Here is a 17,945-nt window from a genome sequence, read left to right as displayed (position 1 = left end):
CCGATCGGTTGAGCGGGATTTCAACCGCCAGCGCGATGTGCGCCGGTGCAGGTCAACGGCAGGATCAAAGCCATGTTCGTAGGAATCAGAGAAATCACGTCAGCCAAGGGGCGCTTCGGGCTGATCGCAGGCACCGTGGCGCTGATTACGCTGCTGGTGGTCGTGCTCACGGGCCTGACCGCCGGCTTGGGCAAGCAGAACACCTCCGCGCTGGAGGCGCTGGATCCGAAGTCCGTGGTCTTCCAGGACCCGGAAGACATCTCGTTCACCACCTCCCGCGTCGAGGCGCGCGACGGGCTCACCCCGCTCGGCGCCAGCCAGATGCTCATGACCAAGGGCAACGGCGAGGACGCTGCCGTGGCCATCCTGTCGCTGCCGAAGGGCACCGAGCTTCCCGGGGGCCAGAAGCTTTCCGACGAAGCCGTGGCCGCACCCTCCCTCGAAGTCGGCGAGGGCGAAACCGTGACCGTCGCCGGCAACGACATCACCGTCGGCGCGATTGGCGAGGACCTCGCGTTTTCCCACTCCCCCATCCTGTGGGTGCCCACGGAGTTCTGGCAGGCGGCGATGCACACCGACGCTGACGGCTCGGTGCTGCTGGCGGACCACGACGTCGACGGCGGAGTGAGCCTGAAGGAGGCCTTTGACGGCCTGCCGGCGTACTCCTCGGAGCAGGGCTCGCTGAAGCTCATCCAGGGCTTCCTCTACGCCATCGCCGCGCTGGTGATCATCGCCTTCCTCACCGTGTGGACGATGCAGCGCACCCGCGACCTGGCCATCCTGAAGGCCATCGGCGCGTCCAATAAATATCTGCTCAAGGACGCCCTCGGCCAGGCCGCGGTGATCCTGGGCATCGGCGCGCTCATCGGCGGCGTCGCCGCGTTCGGCCTGGGCCTTGTCATGCAGGACGGCGCCCCGTTCTCGCTGACCGCGCTCACGGCGGTCGCTCCCCCGGTGGCCATCTGGGCCCTGGGCATGGTCGGCGCCCTGATCGCCACCCGTTCCATCACGAAAGTTAACCCTCAGGCGGCTCTTGGAGGTGTCGCATAATGCTCGAACTCAACGATGTCACCGTCGCATTCAAGGACGGCCAGGAAATGCGCACAGTGCTGGACCACCTGGAGTTCACCGCCAAGCCCGGCGAGATGACCTTCATCGTCGGCGAGTCCGGCTCCGGCAAGTCCACCCTGCTGTCCGTGGCGGCCGGCCTGATTCAGCCGGATTCCGGCACCGCGAAGCTCAACGGTCAGATCGTGGACAACGACGTGCGCCGCGACAAGATCGGCATGATCTTCCAGCAGGCCAACCTCATCGCCGCGCTGAACGTGCGCGACCAGCTGCTGGTCACGGACCACATCCGGGGCATCAAACCCCGCCGCGGCCGGGCCGAGGAGCTGCTGGCCACCGTCGGCCTGGAGGGTCTGGGCGACCGCCGCATCGGCGGGATGTCCGGCGGCCAGCGCCAGCGCGTCGGCATCGCGCGTGCGCTCATGGGCGAGCCGTCGCTTCTGCTTGCAGACGAGCCCACCGCCGCCCTCGACGCCGACCGCTCCCAGGAGATCGTGGCGCTTCTGCGCCAGCTCACCACCGAGCGAAACATCGCCTGCGGTTTTGTCACCCACGACCGCTCCTTGATCGAGAGCAGCGACGAAGTCTTCGAACTCGGCGTCAACGCCCCCGCTTACGCCTAAACTGGCGCGCGTGTTCTACCGCGCCACAGGCCCCGCCCCGCTCGACCCCTCCCTTTTAGCCAGGGAGATCGAGCGCAGGGCGGGGCTTTCGTCGTCCGGGCCCCAGGTGCGCGCTCTTCCGCAGGTGCCTGACGACGCCCTCGTGGCCGGCGATGGCTATTGGCTGGCGGGGCGGAGCGCCGTCGATAAGCTGCGCGTTTTCGACCGCAACGTGGTCGCCTACGCGGTGGGCGAGGCGTTCATCGTGACCTCGCTGCAGGAAATGGGTGCGACGATGCTGCGCGGCCGCGACCTCGTGCGCGTGCCGCACGGCATTTTCCGCGTGCCCGAGTGGGGCCAGCGCACGTTTGTCGCCGGCGAGACCGCGGAGTTTCTGCGCGGCTACCTGGAGCTGGAGGCCGCCGGGCAGTTCGTGGAACCCGCGCGCTACCGCAGGAGGGACCGGGAACGCGTGGCCATGACGGTAAACGCCAACGCACCGAGCACCGCCGTCGACAGCAGCGTGCCGCCGAGGTAGCCCAAGTCCACGGTGGCGGCGCCCAGCGCCGAGCCGGAGGCGATGCCCACCTGGAACGTGACCACGTACACCGAGCTGGCCAGATCCTGGTTGCGCTGGCCGGCGAACAGGAAGATCGTTGTGGCCACCGTGGGCAGCGCGCCCGCGGCGATGCCGAAGACTACGATCACCGCGAACATGCCGATCCCCGTGTTGTAGTGCAGCGCGAGCAGGCCCGCGATGCCGGAGGCCACCAGCGTGGCAGTGGCGATGCCGTTGAGGCGGATCATGCGCGCATCTACCAGGCGGCCGGACAGGGTCACGCCGACCAGGCCCGCGATGCCGTAGATGGCCACACCGTAGGGCACGAAGCGGTGGCCTGCCGTGGCCTCGATGAGCAGGGCCAGGTACGTGAAGGTGACAAAGATCGCCATCACGGCGAGCACCAGGTAGATGACCAGAGACGGAATGGCAGACTTCGTCGCCCGCGCGTCAGCCTGCTGGGCCGGCGGCTTCGCGGGCAGGCTGGGCAGGGAAATCACCATCATGACCAGTGCGCCTACCACCGCGGCGCCGAGCACCCAGGTGGAAGCGCGCCAGCCGATCGCCGAGCCCATCGCCGTGGTCAGCGGCGAGCCGACCACCATCGACAACGTCGAACCGAACGACACCGCAGCGACCGCCTTGCCCATCTGCCCCGGAGGCGCGATGCGCGCGGCAACAGGGTTGACCAGCGACCAGAACAGGCCGTGGGTGAACGCCGCCGTCACACGCCCCGCCACCAGCGTGGCGTAGCTCGTGGCCGTGGCCTGCAGGACGATGCCGCCGAGCAGAAACACCAGCGTGGCAATGAGCAGGTAGCGCCTATTTACCTTCCGCGTGAAATGCATCAGCGGAATGGTCACCACCGCGACCAAGCCAGCGTAGACGCTCATGAGCAGGCCAATCTGGCCCTCAGAGACGTTCAGGTCCCGCGCCATCGGGGAAATCAGGCCGATGGCGAACATCTCGAACGTGACATACACGAAAGCAGCGAAGCTCATCGCCGTCAGCGGGACGACGGGGAACTTCGCTGCTTGCTGTGGAGATTGCTGGGTGTTTCGCACCGAGCCAAGATACGGCTACTGGTCAGACAGCGCAAACGCTGCGCCGGCAGCGCCAAGCGCAACCAGGATCGCCACGATCACACCGATGATCACGCCAGTGCTTGCCGACGAACCGCCGGACGTGGTGTTCGCAGTCTGCTCAGTCCTGTGGGTGGTCTGGGAAACCGAGATGTTCTTCATGTTGGTAGTCACCGTCGTGGTGACGTTGCCGTTGGTGACCGTGTGAGTCACGGAATCATTGGTCCTGCCCGGCTGCTGAGCCGGAGTCTTGTACACGCTCGTCGACGGCGTAGTGGTCTGCAGGTCCGGGTTCGGGCCGTCTGTAGGCAAAAGTGCGTTGCCGCCACCTGCGGCACAAGTCTGACGAGCTTCCTCGAACGCCACCATCAACCTGGACACACGACGAGCCTGCTTCACGTCCGGCAGCTGCTCATACGCATCAACCCACGCCTCGACCTGGTCCTTCGGCATGGCCGGGTAATCGCGGGACTGCTGCTCAACCAGCCCTTCGCGATCCGGGATCAACGCGAACTCCGCGAAGCCGTCGCGAGCCGGCACAGTGATTTCGCCGTTGCTCACAGCGGTATCAATGATGTCCCAGTACTTGGTCATGTCGAACGCCTGGTGGTCGCTGACCGCCGCCGAATTCCACACCTGCGTGAAGTACGCGCGGGAAGAATCGATGTCCGCCCCAGTGTCCTCAGCGACACGCTGAGCCCACATCTCGATGTTGGCCTCAAGGTTGCTGTTGAAGTAGTTCACGTATGAACCGGTGTACAGCTCCAAAAATGGCGCTACTGTCTCAGGCGCAGCCGGGTACAGCTGCTCGAACGCGGAAGCCCAGCGGGCCCGCTCATCTACTGCGCCGATGCCGACACTGCGATCGAGCGAGTCGATGTACTTACGCTCAGCGTCATTCACCTTGAGCGAGCAAACTCCATCGCTGGGCTGACCCACGGTAGCTGCGCCGGCGGACGGCACGACAAACGCAGCCGCTGCGGTCGCGGCTGCGCATGTGAGCGCTACGATCCTCCGATTTTTAAACACGTCAATAGCGTAGCGCAGTGGGACAACAATTCAGCAATCGCCCGAGGGGTGACGTGGCTCTCTTAAACGGACGGATCCGTTTAAATTCGGGGAACGTGCAGGTTGCCGGAACGTTAACTCAAGTTTCTAAGCGAAATAAAAGGTTGTATTGGGTGCTAGGTACGCTCTTTCTGGGGCATTTTTGCTTGTCAACGGGATAAATTACACGCCCGTAATTCAGAGATGTTGACGTTTATTATGCGTCTCGGGTGTCGATGGAGCTTCCGGTCAGGACTCTCTGGCCGGGGTGGTCAACGGGTGGGCTTTCTGTCTGGGCGGGGCTTGCGGACTCCGCGACTCCGCATTGCGGACAACTGGGGGCGCGCCAACTATTGGTTCCTGCCCGCGATCTGCTTCGCGATGTCCCGGGCGAAAGGGCTCACGCCACCGATGGTGCCGGCGCCGGGGCCGTTCAGTGAGTCGAAGCCGAGGACGAACAGGCCGGGCGTGTCCAGGCCGCGCTCTAACCCGCGGACCGGAGCTAGCGCGGGGCGGAAGCCGGTGGCCCAGATCAGGGCATCGAAGCCAGAGAGCGAGTCGAGGGACGAGACCATGGGTGAGGCGTCGAGGAGACCCTGTGCACGGGCCCGGTGAACTTCGGGAACGACCACGATGTCGCCGCCGAAGTCCGCGCCGCCGGGGTCGCCCTCGCCGCATGCGATGGCGACGAAGCGCTCGCGGTTGCGACGGAACAGCTGCGCGCCGTCGACGTCGTCGGGCATGAACGAGGGCGGCCGGCGGGTGAACCACTGCGCGTCCACGCCGGACAACCCCAGGTCGGCGACGATCTGCGCGCCGGAATTCCCGCCGCCGACCACAGCGACGCGCTGCCCGGCGAAATCCGCAGGCCGTCGGTAGGACGCGGCGTGCAGCTGCTGCCCCGCGAACGACCCCGGCACGAACGGGACGAAGGGCGCGGACCAGATGCCGGTGGCCATCACTACATTGCGTGCGGAGAGGCTGTTGAGGTGGAAGGCGGAGCCGTCGTGAAGCAATTGCTTGACGCGTTGACCTCGGTGGATGGGCAGTGAGTACCGCTGCTCGTAGCGGGACAAATACTTCACGACGTGATCACGTGGCGGGTAGCCGTCGAAGTGGGGCATGGGCCAGCCGGGCAGGTTGGAAAACTCCGCGCGGGAGAACAGAGTCAGTGCGTCCCAGTAGTGCGGCCATGCCCCGCCGGGCTCATCGGAGGCATCGAGAACTACAAACGAAGCGCCGTATTTGCGCAGGTAGTACGACACGGCTAGCCCGGATTGGCCGGCGCCGACAACGACGGCGTCAAGCATGGGTGCCTCGGGTGCTTAGCGCGGTCGCGGGGCGGACAAATTCGGCGATGCGGCTAGCCGGCGCGGTGGCGGGGCCAAACGGGGTCTCGGCGGCGAGTGACGCTGCGAGCGCGTGGACGGTCACCGCCCCGGTGGTTGTGGCGGCTATGGCGGCGTCGGCGTATGGGGTGCGTGCCGCAGCCAGCGCCAGGTGCGCACCCATGATGCCAGCGAGCACGTCGCCGGAGCCGGGTGTCGCAGCCCAAGAATGGCCGGCATCGACGGCGTGGATCAGGTGCGGCTCGTCCTCCGGCGCGACCAGGGTGATTCGGCCCTTGCGCGCGATGGTCGCGCGCAGCGTTGCAGCGAGGGCGAGTGTCTCTTCGAAGCGGATTCCCGCGGCAACTCCGGCCGCTTTCTGGAGGCGCGCGAACTCGCCGTCGTGGGGCGTGAGCACTGTAGTCTGCTGCCGTTTGGCCACCTGTTGGCGCAGTTCAGGGTGTTCGGCGAGGAGGGTGAGGCCGTCGGCGTCGATGAGCACTGGCACCTCCTGGCGCAAGATCCAGGAGAGCTCAGCGGCGGCTGCCTTGTCGGTGCCGGCGCCAGGGCCGAACACCCAGGCCTGCACCCGTCCCGCATCCTCGAGCGTTTGCGTGACGACGACCTCCGGATGTGCCCGCACCACCTCAGCGGCCTGCGGACCGGCGTAGCGCACCATTGCCGGCGAGGCGTGTACAGCACCAGACACGGCGAGTAGCGCGGCACCCGGATACCCGTCACTACCTGCGCGGACGCCGACTACTCCCCCGCTGTACTTGTCGTCGTAAGGGCCCGGCTCGACGGGGCGGACCGACGCGGCACGGAGCGGGGTGAGACTGCTGGGCCAATGGCCGGGGCCTGGCACGGCCCGGTTGGCGAGCACTAGTGCGGGTCCCTCATGCGCCCATTCGGGCAGGGTTTCCAACAGCGCACTGTGCAGCGGGCGCCCCGGCAGGCCGATGTCCGCGAGCAGCTGCACCCCGCACTCCGGGGCAAGCGCGTGGGCGCGTCGCCACCCGCCGAACGTGACGGTGGCATCGGCGGAAACGTGCAGCTCACCCGCTACGCCGGTGTTTGCATCCACGCCGGAGGGAACGTCCACAGCCAGAACCTGCACGCCCCGCAGCCATGCAACCACGTCCACGAGTTCCCCGCGCAGCCCGCCGGATCCGCCGATGCCGGTGATGCCGTCGATGGCAAGGGCGTATTCCGCGGAACCTTCGGGCAGCCGTTCCAGCACAGTGCCGCCGGCGTTGGTGAACGCCGAAAGGGCCCGCTCTTGGGCGTGTCCGGCAGTCAGCAACGCATCCACGTTGTGGCCGGCGAGCTGCAACTCGGCACCGGCGTAGAGCGCGTCGCCGCCGTTGCCGCCCGGCCCGGCGAGCACGAGAGCGCGGCCGCTCGAACCGCCTGATCCTCCAGCCAGCATCGCCTTCGCCGCCTCGAACACCGCGTGCGCCGCCGACTGCATGAGCTCGCCGGGGTGCGACTGGAAATCCAGCAACGGTGCTTCCGCGGCCCAGACCTGGTCTGCGGTGAAAGTCGTGGCGTGCATGCGCACCACACTACCCGCGCCCTAAAGTGCCTGGCAGGACGGGCAAAAGAATAGGTTGCGGCCTTCAAACTGCTGCTTTTCGACGGGGCGCCCGCACACGTAGCAGGGCTCGCCGGTGCGGCGGTAGACGTAGACCTCTCCCCCGTGGTCGTCCTCCCGTGGCGCGCGCGACATCGCCTCGGGCAAGTGCTCGGGGCGCACTGTGTCGATGCGCCCGGTGGCCACCCCGTCGGCCATGAGCGCGACCAGGTCGGCCCAGATGGCGTCGAAACGCTCACGGCCCAGCTCCCGGCCAGGGGTGAACGGGGAGATGCCCTGGCGAAACAGCGGCTCGGCCCGGTAGATGTTGCCCACACCGGCGAAGTAGGCCTGGTCCATCATCAGCGAGCCGATGGCGCGCCGGGAGCGCCGCACCCGCTCGAACAGTGCGTCCGGGTCCGCGGCGGGAGAAAGCGGGTCTTCGCCGGCGGCGTCCAGAATCGCCTGCTGCTCCGCCGGGGTGATGTAGGCGCATTTCTGTGGTCCGCGCAGGTGGGCGGCTATCTCCCCTGCTCCCCCGTCCGGCACGAGCCGCAGCCGGATCTGGCCGCGCAGCGTGTCGGCGGGCTCAAAGGAGAACTTCCCGATCAGACCCAGGTGCACGTGCACGATCGCGTCCGTGAACTGCAAAAACAGGTGCTTTCCGTGGGCTGCAGCGTGGGTGAGCGGAGTGCCGTCGATAAGCGAAGGCTCGAAGCGCCCCTGCGGGGAGCTCGCGGCAATTGGCGCGGGGCGGAAATCCGTGTTGAAGCGGCGCGCAAGCCGGTGAATGACATGACCCTCAGGCACGGTCGCTGACTGTACTATTGCACCCATGCCGTATGAGATCGGGTTCGACCGCGAAAAATACATCCAAATGCAGTCCGAGCACATCCAGGAACGGCGCGCGGAGGTGGGAGGCAAGCTGTACCTGGAAATGGGCGGCAAGCTTTTCGACGACAACCACGCCTCCCGCGTCCTGCCCGGATTCACGCCCGACAACAAGATCGCCATGCTGGACCGGATCAAGGACGAAGTGGAAATTGTCATCTGCTTCAACGCCGGCGACGTGGTGCGCCAGAAGATGCGCGCTGACCTGGGCATCAGCTACGAAGACGACGTGCTGCGGCTTGTCGACGTGTTCCGGGACCGCGGATTTTTGGTGGAAAACGTTGTGGTCACCCAGCTGGAGGGCCACAACCAGAACGTGGAGGCGTTCGTGGAGCGCCTGGGCCGGCTGGGGCTGAAGGTGGCGCGCCACTACATGATCCCGGGCTACCCGAACGACACCGCGAAGGTGGTCAGCGAGGAAGGCTTCGGCCGCAACGACTACGTGGAAACCTCCCGCGACCTGGTGGTCATGACCGCGCCGGGGCCCGGTTCAGGCAAGCTGGCCACCTGCCTTTCCCAGGTGTACCACGAGCACAAGCGCGGCATCGACGCTGGTTACGCCAAGTTTGAGACGTTCCCCATCTGGAACCTGCCGCTGTCGCACCCGGTGAACCTGGCGTACGAGGCCGCCACGACGGACCTGGACGACATCAACGTCATCGACCAGTACCACCTGGACGCCTACGGGGAGAAGGTCTCCTCCTATAACCGCGATATCGAGGTCTTCCCGTTGCTGAAAACGCTGCTGCGGGAGGCCACCGGCGCGGACCCGTACCAGTCGCCGACCGACATGGGCGTGAACATGGCGGGCTACTGCATCTCCGACGACGCCGCGTGCCGCCACGCCGCCGAGCAGGAGATCATCCGCCGCTACTACGCGGCGCTTGTGGACGAACGCCGCGCCGACGCCGACTCCACTATCTCCGACCGCAACCTCAACGTCATGCGCAAGGCGGACCTTTCCGTGGAGGACCGCGTGGTGGTCGCGCCCGCTCTCGAGGTGGCGGAGCGCACCGGCAAGCCGGGCGCGGCGCTGGAGCTGCCGGACGGGCGCATCGTCACCGGCAAGACCTCCGACCTGCTCGGACCGTCCGCCGCGGTGCTGCTCAACGCCTTAAAGCTGCTGGCCGGCATCGACGACGACGTGCACCTGCTCTCCCCCGATTCCATCGAGCCGATCCAGACGCTGAAGACCCGCCACCTGGGCTCGGTGAACCCGCGTCTGCACACCGACGAGGTGCTCATCGCGCTGTCCGTGTCGGCGTCCGGCAACCCGGACGCGGCGCTGGCGCTGGAGCACTTGAAGTCGCTGCGCGGGTGCGACGCGCACATCACCACGATTCTGGGGTCCGTGGACGAGGGCATTTTCCGCAACCTTGGAGTGCTGGCCACCTCGGAGCCGAAGTACTGGCGCAAGGCGTTGTACCACAAACGCTAAGTTTTCCAACACTAACTATTGCGCTCGTTTCGGTTATGGTTTATTGTCGAGCGCATGCGGGAACAGCAATCGCCGGTGGAAGACGCATTAGCAGAGCTCAACAACAACCTTGCCGTGGCGCGCACGCGCGCAGAAGACCACGTCACGCTGCCGAAACAGACCGCCGTGTGGGTCCGTGACCTGCTCGAGGACCTCGCGGAGGGCCGCCTGGTGCGCCCGCCCGAACCGGACGAGGAGATGACCACCCAGCAGGTGGCCAACCTGCTCGGCGTCTCGCGCCCGTTCGTGGTCAAGCTCATTGACGACGGCAAGCTGCCCGGCCACAAGGTGGGCACCCACCGCCGCGTGTACACGCGCGACGCCCACGCGTTCAAGGAAAAGCGGGGTTGAGGTGCGGGAACTTTCGCTTAGCGACGGCGCACGCGTCCTCGCCGTCGTCGCCCACCCCGACGACATGGAGTACGGCGCCTCGGCCGCCGTGGCCAAATGGGCCGAAGACGGTATCGAGGTGGCGTACCTGCTGCTCACACACGGCGAGCACGGCATCGCGGGCGGGGATCCTGTGCAGGTGCGCGAGATCCGCGCAAAAGAGCAGCGCCGCGCCTGCGACATCGTCGGCGCAGGGGAACTGGAGATGCTCGACTTCACCGACGGCCTGCTGGAACACACCCTCGAGCTGCGCAAGGCCATCGCCGGAAAGATCCGCACCTTCAAACCCACCGTGGTGCTCACCCAGGACTGGAGCGTTGTTGCCCCGTGGGGCCTGAACCAGGCGGACCACCGGGTGGCGGGCATGGCGGCGGTGGACGCCGCGCGCGACGCCGGCAACGAGTTCCTCTTCCCGGAGCTGGGCCCGCGCCACCAGGCGGAAACGCTGCTGGTCAGCGGCGGCCACGAGCCGGACGTCGCGGTGGCGGTGGAGCAGCGGCACGTGGAGAAAGGCGCACAATCGCTGGACGCCCACGAGGCATACTTTCAGGCGCTGCCGGAGCACCCCAGCGGCGCGGAGATCGTCGGCAGGGCGGCCACGCAGGGCGGGGAAGCGCTGGGAGTACCGCTGGCTATCGCGTTCAAGGCCTTCGACCTCTAACTTTCCCCGCTGGCCTGGGTGGACATAGACTGCCAGGCATGACCAGCAAGATCCTGCTCTACTACAAGTTCCAGCCCATCGCCGACCCGGACGCGGTGCGCCTGTGGCAGCGGGACCTGTGCGAAGGCCTGGGGCTGACTGGGCGCATCATCGTGTCCAAGGACGGCATCAACGGCACCGTCGGCGGCGACATCCGCGCCTGCAAGACCTACGCCAAAAAAACCCGCGAGTACTTCAAGGGCATCGAGTTCAAGTGGTCCGAGGGCGGGGCGGAAGACTTTCCCAAGCTCAGCGTCAAGGCCCGCGAGGAGATCGTCTCCTTCGGCGTGCCGGGCGAGCTGAAGGTGGACGAAAACGGCGTGGTCGGCGGGGGAGTGCACCTCAGCCCGGAACAGGTCAACGAGCTGGTGGCCGACAACCCCGAGGCCGTGTTCTTCGACGGCCGCAACGCCCGCGAAGCAGAGATCGGCCGGTTCAAGGGTGCGGTGGTGCCGGATGTGGAAACCACCCACGACTTCATCAAAGAGCTGGACTCCGGCAAGTACGACTGGATGAAGGACAAGCCCGTCATCTCGTACTGCACCGGCGGGATCCGCTGCGAGGTGCTCTCCAGCCTCATGATCAACCGCGGGTTCAAGGAGGTCTACCAAATCGACGGCGGCATCGTCCGCTACGGCGAAAAGTTCGGCAACTCGGGGCTGTGGGAGGGCTCGCTGTATGTCTTCGACGACCGCATGCACACCGAGTTCGGCGCGCCGGGCGACCCGGACTACGTGCAGCTCGGCCACTGCGTGCACTGCGGCGCGGCCACAAACCAGTTCTACAACTGCGCCAACGAGCCGGAGTGCCGCCGCCAGTACTTGAGCTGCGAGGACTGCCGCGAAAACAACCCGTACTGCGGGGAGTGCGCCCAGCGCGCTACTGCGTAGCCAGAATCGCCAGCGTGATAATCAACCACGCCATGGTGAACGGCACCAGCGGGATCCAAAACACGCCGATCCAGGGGATCCAGCGTTCGTAGCGGTTGAGCTTGCGCACAGTGATCACCGCGCAGGTCAACAGCCCCACCACCGGCGGGATCGAGGTGGTCACGGCCCACCACGTGCGCCAGGACTCGGTGCAGAGCCAGGCGGAGCTGCCGTCGCAAAGCGGACCGCCCTGCGCGCGCGAGATCACCGCAAGAATGAACGCCAGCAGTAGGGTCACGGCTACCGTGCTCATCGCGAACGTGATCGCCTGGCGGGTGGAGCGGCGGTTTTTCCGGTCCACCTCCAGCGGATCCGGCTGGTCCGCGAGCTCGTCGAAGGAGCGCGGCTCGGGCCGCATGCGCGAGAAACGGTCGGCGGGGGAGTGAAGGTCGTTCTCCGGGTGCTCCATGGAGCCCAACCTACTGCGCCTTCGGGGAGTGCGGGCACACCACCACAGGCACCGAGGCGTAGCGGATGAACTCGCCTTCCAACGTGCCCACAAACACGCTGGTGAACTGGGGCGACGGATGGGTCCCCAGGAACATGATGTCGCCCTTTTTCCACTTCACCGAATCAATGGAGCGCTTCCAGCTCTTCGCCGCCGAGACGGAGCTGGTGACGTGGAAGGTGTCGCACACGTCCGGCGCGACCTCCGCCGCCAGTGCCCACGCGTAGTCGCGGGCGTGGTCGAGCATGCCCAGCGTCTGCTCGTTCCAGGTAGACGTGTGCTTCTCGTAGGCGGTGGGGGAAAACGCGATAATGCGCAGCGGCAGCCCCAACTTGCAGGCCAGAGCGGTGGCGTAGTCCAGGCCGGAAAACTCCGGCTCAGCTGGGTCGTCCTCCGCCACGATCGCGTACGTCACGCGGGTGATGCCCTTCTTGGAGAGCTTCACCCCGCGTGGCGCAAGCCCCAACGGGACGGGGCAGGAGCGCATCATCTCGTCCGCAACGCTGGACGGGCGGAACCGGCCCTTCGGCGTCTTCGCGCGAGAGCCCATCAGGATCAGGTCCGCGCCGAAGTCCTTCGCGGTCTCGTACAGGGAGCGCACCCTGTCCTTGCTGTCCACGAGGCGGGAAACGTCCTTCGACCACTGCTCGCGCGGGATGTGCTCCGTCAGCGCCTTCTCCACGCGGGAGTCGAAGGTGGCCTGCGCCTCCTTCATGCGCTTCTTGCGGCCCTTGGTGGCGTTGGCCAGGGATTTTGTCCATTTGGACTGGGTGCTGGACATCACCTGCACGGTCACCGGCAGCGAGCGGCCGAGCCACGCGGCGAATTCCACTGCCTCGGTGTTTGCCACGTCCCAGCCCACAAGCACGCGCAGGGGAAAGGCAAGGGCCGCAAGATGGGCGCTGTCAGCGCTTGGGGAGCTGCTCAGGGCCTTCCTCCTTGACACATGTCCGCATACGCGAGTTTTCAGATAATACAGACATCATAAACATGTGCCGTCCTGGAGAGGGAAAGCGGTTAGTCCGCGGAACCGGTGGCGTACGCGCGGGCGAGGTCGTTGAGGACCCCGGTCAACGAGTCCAGCTTCTCCAGCGCCTCCGCATCCAGCGCGCTGAGCATCTGGGCGAGGGAGCGGGTGCGCTCTGCGCCGACGCGCTCCAGCTCAGCGCGGCCGAAATCTGTCAGCTCCACGGACACGCCGCGGCGGTCGTCCACCGAACGCACGCGCCGCACCAGATTGCGCTTTTCCAGCTGGTTGACGGTGTTGGAGGCCGTGGGCAGGCGCACGCCTTCCTCGGCGGCCAGCCTGCTAATTCGCGTGGGGCCGCTGAAGCCAAGCCTGTGCAGCACGGACAGTTGCGGGCCGGTCAGGTCCGAGTCCTCCGCGTTGCGGAAGTACGCCACGTACAGGCTGGTCATCGCTGGGCGGATGTCCGCCGCGATCCGCATGGCTTCCGCGGAGGGTTCGTCGTGCGCCGCCACTGTGCACCTCTTTCTTCCAAGTACTTTTCAAAATCTAGCAGCAAGGACTGGGGTTATGATGGCCGGGATGTTCACGTACGAGCACGAGGTGTCCCACGAGTGGCAGCGCCGCCAGACGCTGCGCGAACTCAAGCGGGGGCATTTGCCTATCGACGAGGTGTGCGACGCCGACTTCCTGCTCCACGCCGCCGCGCAGCACCACGGCGAGGATTCCGCCCGGCCCTGCCCCGTGTGCGGCGAAGTGATGCGTGACGTGCGCTGGGTCTACTCCGAAAAGTTGGGCAGGCGCACAGGCACCGCGCGCAGCGAGGAGGAGATAGACAGACTCGTGGGCGAGGTGGGGGCGCTGACCGTCCACGTGGTGGAGGTGTGCCCGTCGTGCAAGTGGAACCATCTGTTACAAGAAGTCACAGCCGTACCAGTAGTGTGAATCCGAACTGGGCAGGTAGGGTGTCCGGTAGGAATGTAGTAGGTAGCTCGCCCGTTTGCCCTCCCCGCGGGCGCGGCGGGTGCAATTGTGCAGGGAAAACGTGTGACTGAACAGAGCGCTGAAAAGAATACGGCGAAGGCGAAGGGCTCCAGCGGCACCACGGCCGTGAAGAAAAAGAAGAAGTCCCGCGCGTGGCAGTGGGTGCTTGCCTTCTTGCTGTTCCTCCTCCTGCTCGCCTGCGTGCCGGTCGGCTGGTTTATGTGGAAGTACTCCAAGGCCGAGGTCCCGGAACCAGGCGAGATTGAGACGGCGCAGATCTCCTCGATCTACTTCAACGACGGCGAAAACGAGCTCGCCCGCCTCGTGCCGCCCGAGGGCAACCGTGAGCAGGTGCCCCTCGAATCTGTGCCCGAGGAGGTGCAGAATGCTGTGCTGGCCGCGGAGGACCGCGACTTCTGGACCAACTCGGGCTTCTCGCCGACCGGTTTCGCCCGCGCGGCGCTGGGACAGATCACCGGCAACACCTCTGCAGGCGGCGGCTCCACCATCACCCAGCAGTACGTGAAGAACGCGCTGGTGGGCAACGAGCACTCCTACGAGCGCAAGGCCAATGAGCTGGTCTACTCAATCAAGATGACCAACCAGTGGTCCAAGGAGGACATCCTCCGCGCCTACCTGAACACCGTGTACTTCGGCCGCAACGCTTACGGCGTCGAGGCCGCCGCGCACGCCTTCTTCGACAAGCCGGCATCCGAGCTCACCGTCGAGGAGGGCGGCGTGCTGGCCGCCTCGATCCAGCTGCCTAGCGAGCTGGACCCGTGGACGAACCGCCAGGCCGCTGAACAGCGTTGGAACTACGTCATGGACGGCCTCGTCGAGATGGGCAAGGTCACCCCGGAGCAGCGAGCCGGGATGGTGTACCCGGAGACCCGCGACCCGGCTTCCTACTCCGCATACACCGAAGCCACCGGCCCGAACGGCCTGATCAAGAACCAGGTGATCAAGGAGCTCGAGGCCCTCGGCATCACCGAAAGCGACCTGACCAACCGCGGTTTGCAGATCACCACGACGATCGACGCCGCTTCCCAGGCCAACATGGAGCGCATCGCCCGCGACCGCCTGGCCAACCTGCAGGAGGACGCGCGCACTGGTGCGGTGGCCGTCGATCCGTCGACAGGCGCAGTGCGCGCTTACTACGGCGGCGACGACGCGTCCGGCTGGGACTACGCCAACGCCGGCCTGCAAACGGGTTCGACGTTCAAGATTTTCGCGCTCGCGGCCGCCCTGCAGCAGGGCATCCCGCTGACCGCCCAGTTCGACTCCTCCCCGGTACACCTGCCCGGCAACATCACTGTGACGAACTGGGACGGTGGCGGCGGCGGCATGCTGTCCATGACGCAGGCGACCACCGTGTCCTCGAACACCGCCTTCATGCGCATCCAGGACGAGCTGGACAACACCACGCAGGACACCGCCGACATGGCGCACGCCCTGGGCGTGGCCAAGTCCATCCCCGGCATCCCGGTGACCCTGCGCGAAAACGGTGGCCAGCCGTACGAAGGCATCGTGCTGGGCCAGTACCAGTCCCGCGTGCTGGACATGGCCACCGCCATGTCCACACTGACCAACCGCGGCCTGATGCACCCGACCCACTTCGTGGACAAGATCGTGGACGCCAACGGCGAGGTCCTCTACCAGGTGGACAACGACTACACCGAGCGTCGCGTGGCCGAGCAGGTGGCGGACAACACCCTCCAGGCCATGCAGGGCGTGGCCGGCTACTCCAACGCCGTCCTCGCCGGCGGCCGCCAGTCCGCGTCCAAGACGGGCACCGCCCAGATGGGCGACACCGGCAACAACAAGGACGCCTGGATGGTCGGCTCCACCCCGCAGCTCGCAGTGGCCGTGTGGGTAGGCACCGCCGACAACACCTCCCCGATCTTCAACGAGTGGGGCGGCAACATGTTCGGCTCCAACACACCGGCCCGGATCTGGAAGGAATTCCTGGACACCGAGCTGGAGGGCCAGGAGTTTATGAGCTTCCCCAACGCCAACCCGGTGTACTGGGGCGTGAACCCCTACTCCGGCGGCACCGGCCTGGGCGGCTACTACTCCAACCCGACGCCGAGCTACACCGGCGGCACCGGCCAGGCGCCGTCCGCCCCGAGCTCCGCGGCGCCGGCGGAGGAGCCGTCGGGCCCGGCAGCGCCTGAGGCGCCGGGCGGGGAGGAGGCACCGGCGCCCGCACCCGCACCGGCGCCAGCCCCGGCACCCGCGCCAGCCCCCGCGCCGGCACCGGCGCCAGCGCCGAACCTCAACGACACGATCAACGACGTCCTCGACCAATTCCAGGGAGCGTTCCAATAAATGACTGAGCCGACGCAGACTACGCAGGTCACCTGGCCGGACCCGGCGGACCGTGTCCAGCCCGGCCGCACCGAGCCGCTCGCGCGCGGCTGGGTGGAGTTCCTCGGCGGGCCGATGGGCCGCTTCGCCCAGATCGGCCGCGCCCGGTTCTGGACGCCGCTGCGCTCCATCCTCGCCGTCGCATACGTCTTTTTGTCCTTCGGCCTGCTGCAGAAGGCGCACTGCGCCGGCGGCAAGGCCGACGACAACGGCATCATCCAGCTCAACTGGGACGGCAACCGCCAGTACACCGCCGCCTGCTACAACGACATCATTCCGCTCTACGGCGCCCGCGGCCTGGACCAGGGCGGTTTTGTTTACGACTACTCGTGGGTGGAGGACGGCCTGACCCGCTACATGGAGTACCCGGTGCTCGCCGGCCTGTTCCAGCAGCTGTCTGCTTGGCTTTCGCGCAGCACCTACTTCCTGGTGGACAACTTCGTGCCGGATTCCGGCTGGTACTTCTACGTCACCGCGCTGCTCATGTCCATCATCTGGGTGATCACCATCCGCATGGTCGCCGAGCTCGCGGGCAACCGTGTCTGGGACACCCTCCTGGTCGCCGGCTCTCCGCTGCTGATCGTCCACGCGTTCACCAACTGGGACATCCCGTCCATCTTCTTCGCCGTCGCCGCGATGCTGGCCGCCCGCAACCGGAAATTCTGGCTCGCCGGCGTGCTCATCGGCCTGGGCACCGCGTTCAAACTCTGGCCGATCTTCCTGCTCGGCGCGTACCTCACCGTGGCGCTGCGCAAGCGCGACCTCGTCCCGTTCGGCAAGATGCTCGCCGCCATGGTGGTGTCCTGGCTCGTGGTCAACGTGCCGGTCTACCTGCGCAACCCGGATGCCTGGGGTGAGTTCAACCGCCTCAACACGGACCGCGGCTGGGAATGGACCACCATCTACGCGGTCATCTCCCGCATGACCGGCTGGACCGGCTTCGACTCCGGCGAGGGCGCCCCGGTGATCCTCAACGCCGTGACTCTGATTCTGTTCCTGCTGGGCTGCCTGGGCGTGCTCATCCTGGGCCTGAAGGCGCCGCAGACCCCGCGCATCGCGGAACTGGTGGCGCTGATCGTCGGCCTGTTCCTCATCTTCAACAAAGTGTGGAGCCCGCAGTACTCCCTCTGGTTCGTCGTCCCCGCGGTGCTGGCGCTGCCGTACTGGCGCCTCCTTTTGTCCTGGATGGTCGTGGACATGGCCGTGTGGCCGGTGCTGATGTGGCACATGATGGGCGCGGACAACATGGGCGTGCCGGGCTGGTTCCTCAACATCGTGATCATCTCCCGCGACGCCTTCATCATCGCCATCATGGTGCTGGTGGTGCAGCAGATCCTGGGCAAGCGCCGCGACAAAGTCCGCGACGCCCACAACGGCCACGACCCCCTCATGTCGCTGCCGTACCAGTGGAAGGAGCCCTTGCCTATCGACGCCCCTCCGGCCGACCCCGTTTCCGAACCCGCGGCCGAACCCGCCGACGCCGAGCCGGCCGACGCCGAGCCGGCCGGCTCCACGGCCGCCAAGGTCTAGCCG

The 17,945-nt window shown here is 66.5% G+C and carries 18 protein-coding genes; 10 read left to right on the top strand and 8 right to left on the bottom strand.

Annotated features, from left to right (window positions below):
- Positions 1-72 precede the first annotated feature (72 nt).
- The 3 genes from O5O53_RS02270 to O5O53_RS02260 are packed head-to-tail and all read left to right on the top strand — an operon-like array spanning position 73 to position 2,208.
- Entirely contained in the window at positions 73-1,050 is a 978-nt protein-coding gene (locus O5O53_RS02270; RefSeq protein ID WP_269508646.1) for an ABC transporter permease, read from the top strand.
- Positions 1,050-1,691 (top strand): ABC transporter ATP-binding protein, encoded by a 642-nt coding sequence (locus O5O53_RS02265; RefSeq protein WP_269508643.1) that lies wholly within the window; start codon positions 1,050-1,052, stop codon positions 1,689-1,691. Before O5O53_RS02270 ends, O5O53_RS02265 begins: the two co-directional genes overlap by 1 nt.
- A 10-nt stretch (positions 1,692-1,701) precedes the next feature.
- Positions 1,702-2,208, top strand: a complete 507-nt coding sequence (locus tag O5O53_RS02260; protein WP_269508640.1) for a hypothetical protein — start codon at positions 1,702-1,704, stop codon at positions 2,206-2,208.
- Here the strand turns inward: O5O53_RS02260 and O5O53_RS02255 are convergent.
- From O5O53_RS02255 to O5O53_RS02235, 5 genes are all read right to left on the bottom strand, one after another.
- Entirely contained in the window at positions 2,118-3,230 is a 1,113-nt protein-coding gene (locus O5O53_RS02255) for an MFS transporter (RefSeq protein WP_269508638.1), read from the bottom strand. The genes O5O53_RS02260 and O5O53_RS02255 overlap by 91 nt on opposite strands.
- A gap of 78 nt (positions 3,231-3,308) precedes the next feature.
- A complete protein-coding gene (locus tag O5O53_RS02250) occupies positions 3,309-4,214 on the bottom strand; it encodes a hypothetical protein (RefSeq protein WP_269508636.1) in 906 nt (301 codons plus the stop codon).
- A 494-nt stretch (positions 4,215-4,708) separates the two neighbouring features.
- A complete protein-coding gene (locus tag O5O53_RS02245) occupies positions 4,709-5,668 on the bottom strand; it encodes an NAD(P)-binding domain-containing protein (RefSeq protein ID WP_269508634.1) in 960 nt (319 codons plus the stop codon).
- The gene (locus O5O53_RS02240) at positions 5,661-7,241 is read right to left on the bottom strand and encodes a bifunctional ADP-dependent NAD(P)H-hydrate dehydratase/NAD(P)H-hydrate epimerase (protein WP_269508632.1); all 1,581 of its coding nucleotides are present in this window, start codon (positions 7,239-7,241) and stop codon (positions 5,661-5,663) included. The genes O5O53_RS02245 and O5O53_RS02240 overlap by 8 nt, the downstream gene beginning before the upstream one ends.
- Before the next feature lie 21 nt (positions 7,242-7,262).
- Entirely contained in the window at positions 7,263-8,069 is an 807-nt protein-coding gene (locus tag O5O53_RS02235; protein WP_269508629.1) for an Fpg/Nei family DNA glycosylase, read from the bottom strand.
- Between the two features lie 25 nt (positions 8,070-8,094).
- On the opposite strand from O5O53_RS02235, the gene O5O53_RS02230 reads away from it, so the two are divergent.
- The 4 genes from O5O53_RS02230 to trhO are packed head-to-tail and all read left to right on the top strand — an operon-like array spanning position 8,095 to position 11,607.
- Entirely contained in the window at positions 8,095-9,588 is a 1,494-nt protein-coding gene (locus tag O5O53_RS02230; RefSeq protein ID WP_239307186.1) for a DUF1846 domain-containing protein, read from the top strand.
- A 54-nt stretch (positions 9,589-9,642) separates the two neighbouring features.
- Positions 9,643-9,978 carry a helix-turn-helix domain-containing protein gene (locus O5O53_RS02225; RefSeq protein WP_181889315.1) on the top strand — a complete coding sequence of 112 codons (336 nt, stop codon included), beginning with the start codon at positions 9,643-9,645 and terminating at the stop codon, positions 9,976-9,978.
- 1 nt (position 9,979) lies between these two features.
- Positions 9,980-10,678 (top strand): PIG-L deacetylase family protein, encoded by a 699-nt coding sequence (locus tag O5O53_RS02220; protein WP_269508626.1) that lies wholly within the window; start codon positions 9,980-9,982, stop codon positions 10,676-10,678.
- Positions 10,679-10,716: 38 nt separating this feature from the next.
- Positions 10,717-11,607, top strand: coding sequence for an oxygen-dependent tRNA uridine(34) hydroxylase TrhO (gene trhO / locus O5O53_RS02215; protein WP_269508624.1), 891 nt, complete (start codon positions 10,717-10,719; stop codon positions 11,605-11,607).
- On the opposite strand, the gene O5O53_RS02210 is transcribed toward trhO, so the two are convergent.
- From O5O53_RS02210 to O5O53_RS02200, 3 genes are all read right to left on the bottom strand, one after another.
- A complete protein-coding gene (locus O5O53_RS02210; RefSeq protein ID WP_269508622.1) occupies positions 11,597-12,055 on the bottom strand; it encodes a hypothetical protein in 459 nt (152 codons plus the stop codon). The two genes, trhO and O5O53_RS02210, sit on opposite strands and share 11 nt — an antisense overlap.
- 10 nt (positions 12,056-12,065) lie before the next feature.
- Positions 12,066-12,944, bottom strand: a complete 879-nt coding sequence (locus O5O53_RS02205) for a universal stress protein (protein WP_181889312.1) — start codon at positions 12,942-12,944, stop codon at positions 12,066-12,068.
- 167 nt (positions 12,945-13,111) lie between these two features.
- Positions 13,112-13,576 (bottom strand): MarR family winged helix-turn-helix transcriptional regulator, encoded by a 465-nt coding sequence (locus O5O53_RS02200; RefSeq protein WP_311389932.1) that lies wholly within the window; start codon positions 13,574-13,576, stop codon positions 13,112-13,114.
- Positions 13,577-13,643: 67 nt separating this feature from the next.
- On the opposite strand from O5O53_RS02200, the gene O5O53_RS02195 reads away from it, so the two are divergent.
- The 3 genes from O5O53_RS02195 (at position 13,644) to O5O53_RS02185 (ending at position 17,942) form a co-directional block, all read left to right on the top strand.
- Positions 13,644-14,006, top strand: coding sequence for a DUF5318 family protein (locus tag O5O53_RS02195; RefSeq protein ID WP_269508619.1), 363 nt, complete (start codon positions 13,644-13,646; stop codon positions 14,004-14,006).
- A 102-nt stretch (positions 14,007-14,108) separates the two neighbouring features.
- The gene (locus tag O5O53_RS02190) at positions 14,109-16,373 is read left to right on the top strand and encodes a transglycosylase domain-containing protein (RefSeq protein WP_437177835.1); all 2,265 of its coding nucleotides are present in this window, start codon (positions 14,109-14,111) and stop codon (positions 16,371-16,373) included.
- The gene (locus O5O53_RS02185) at positions 16,374-17,942 is read left to right on the top strand and encodes a glycosyltransferase family 87 protein (protein ID WP_269508616.1); all 1,569 of its coding nucleotides are present in this window, start codon (positions 16,374-16,376) and stop codon (positions 17,940-17,942) included.
- Positions 17,943-17,945 lie beyond the last annotated feature (3 nt).

Source organism: Corynebacterium faecium (assembly GCF_027257105.1).
Classification (GTDB): domain Bacteria; phylum Actinomycetota; class Actinomycetes; order Mycobacteriales; family Mycobacteriaceae; genus Corynebacterium; species Corynebacterium lehmanniae.
The sequence above is the reverse complement of the archived record's forward strand: the minus strand, read 5'-3'. Positions and strand labels throughout refer to the sequence as shown.

Bases quoted from the DNA above. Each gene is read 5' to 3' on its own strand.
- O5O53_RS02195 (WP_269508619.1), top strand. From the start codon at position 13,644: ATGTTCACGTACGAGCACGAGGTGTCCCACGAGTGGCAGCGCCGCCAG.
- O5O53_RS02255 (WP_269508638.1), bottom strand. From the start codon at position 3,230: ATGAGCTTCGCTGCTTTCGTGTATGTCACGTTCGAGATGTTCGCCATC.
- O5O53_RS02240 (WP_269508632.1), bottom strand. From the start codon at position 7,241: ATGCACGCCACGACTTTCACCGCAGACCAGGTCTGGGCCGCGGAAGCA.
- O5O53_RS02210 (WP_269508622.1), bottom strand. From the start codon at position 12,055: ATGGAGCACCCGGAGAACGACCTTCACTCCCCCGCCGACCGTTTCTCG.
- trhO (WP_269508624.1), top strand. From the start codon at position 10,717: ATGACCAGCAAGATCCTGCTCTACTACAAGTTCCAGCCCATCGCCGAC.
- O5O53_RS02185 (WP_269508616.1), top strand. From the start codon at position 16,374: ATGACTGAGCCGACGCAGACTACGCAGGTCACCTGGCCGGACCCGGCG.
- O5O53_RS02245 (WP_269508634.1), bottom strand. From the start codon at position 5,668: ATGCTTGACGCCGTCGTTGTCGGCGCCGGCCAATCCGGGCTAGCCGTG.
- O5O53_RS02270 (WP_269508646.1), top strand. From the start codon at position 73: ATGTTCGTAGGAATCAGAGAAATCACGTCAGCCAAGGGGCGCTTCGGG.
- O5O53_RS02230 (WP_239307186.1), top strand. From the start codon at position 8,095: ATGCCGTATGAGATCGGGTTCGACCGCGAAAAATACATCCAAATGCAG.
- O5O53_RS02225 (WP_181889315.1), top strand. From the start codon at position 9,643: ATGCGGGAACAGCAATCGCCGGTGGAAGACGCATTAGCAGAGCTCAAC.
- O5O53_RS02265 (WP_269508643.1), top strand. From the start codon at position 1,050: ATGCTCGAACTCAACGATGTCACCGTCGCATTCAAGGACGGCCAGGAA.